Source organism: Bathymodiolus azoricus thioautotrophic gill symbiont (assembly GCF_001298715.1).
Classification (GTDB): Bacteria; Pseudomonadota; Gammaproteobacteria; order PS1; family Pseudothioglobaceae; genus Thiodubiliella.
In genome coordinates this window covers 1-1,770 of the sequence record NZ_CDSC02000157.1, presented here as the reverse complement: position 1 = coordinate 1,770, position 1,770 = coordinate 1, and the positions used below count along the sequence as shown (strand labels likewise).

General features: G+C 35.0%; 1 protein-coding gene. It reads left to right on the top strand.

The window, feature by feature from the left end; all coding sequences use genetic code 11:
• Positions 1 to 1,335: M48 family metalloprotease (locus BAZSYMA_RS03190; protein ID WP_206599438.1), on the top strand; the 1,335-nt coding region annotated here is incomplete at its 5' end.
• Between the last annotated feature and the right edge of the window lie 435 nt (positions 1,336 to 1,770).

The window sequence follows — 1,770 nt, the reverse complement described above, 5'->3', positions numbered from 1 at the left end:
GCTATTATGAAAATTTTTCTATCATTACTTATAGTGCCATTTTTTGCTTTGGCAACCAGCGTTCCAGAATTGCAACTCTTAGAATCGTTAGATGAAAAAAAGAAAGGTAGGGAATTTTTGCAATTAATCTGGGATACCGATTTGGTTATTTCCGATATTGAGGCGACAACTTACCTGCAAAAACTTGGCTATGAACTCACGACTTATAGTGAAAATCCACGCAAGAATTTTGGATTTTTCTTTTTAAAGGACAGCAGTATTAACGCCTTTGCTGGCCCGTATGGTTATATCGGTATACACACAGGAATGTTATTGAATTCAGATTTTGAGTCTGAGTTGGCAGGTGTGCTTTCTCATGAAATATCACATGTTACTCAAAATCATCTTGTACGATTTTCTAAAAAATCAGGCAAGCAAAACTATTTATTATTAGCAGGCATATTAGTAGCAACATTGATTGACAACAATAAAGCATCAGAAGCCATTTTTACCTCTACCCTTGCAGGTACTTTACAACAAAATATTAACTTTACCCGTGAGCATGAATGGGAAGCAGATAGGATTGGTACTGCTATGTTAAAGCGCTCTGGGTTTGACCCAAAAGGCATGGCTAATTTCTTTGCAAAATTAAAGGACAAAGCTAATGCGCAAGAATTTTTGCAATCACACCCATTAAGTATTAACCGTATCTCAGATAGCTTACAGCACTCAGGGCGGACTTTGGGCAATTATAGAAAAGATTCTTTTGAATACGCTACGACTAAAGCCAGATTGTATTATCAAGCATATTACAGAATTAAAATAGAAGACAGCAAAGCGATTACTTATTATATGCAAGCTTATCAGGCACTTGATGAACAGAATTATAAGAGGGCTAAACGATATAGTGATAAATTATTACTTGTTAATAATAGCAAGCCGAGTAATATTTTGGCAGGGCGTATCGCTGCTAAATTAGGCAATGTTGTTTTGGCGCAGCAGTATTTTAATAAGAACCATGGTAATGAAAAAGACGAAGCAAGTGTGTATTATGCGGCTAAAACTTATTTGGATAATCAGCAGTTGGGTTTAAGTATATCAATCTTAAAGCCTTTTTTACGGGAAAATCAAGGTAATTATGAGTCTTATAAATTGTTGGCTTTGTTATATTTAAAACAAGGAGATTTTGGGCGTTCACACATTCAAAGTGCGAAAGCGTTAACTGTACAGGGCAAATTAAATCAGGCAATTGGGCATTATGAGCGTGCAAAAACATTGGTTGATTCACAAGATTTGTACGATATCGTGAATGCTAAGATTGACACCCTAAAACAAATAATAAACTTATATAAATAGAAAGACTCTTTGCATAAACAGGAGTAATCATCAGAAGCCCACTTTTCACCCACTATGAGGATTTTTCCAGTGACACTCGGCAACCCTTAGAAGAGAAAACCCAGCCTTAGTCCCGCTAGGACAAAGTTTAAATAAATCCCCAATTGGGCAAACATTGAATTTTGCCAATCTTCTCTATCTCTATTTTATGTAAAGGTCTCATGGTGTTTTTAAAGATTTAGATTTATCGAGATTTGAATTTTTTATTTTAAAAACGCAGTTGAAAGTATCATGGTATCATGATAGTTAATCTAATTTAAATCAATATTGAGGAAACCAACCATGCAAACAAAAAATAGTCAAACTAAAACACAAAAAGCCGTTAATCAACCTAAGCAAGAGACGACACCTTTGATTAAACACAATAGTGCAGTGAGTGATTCATCCCCTATTATC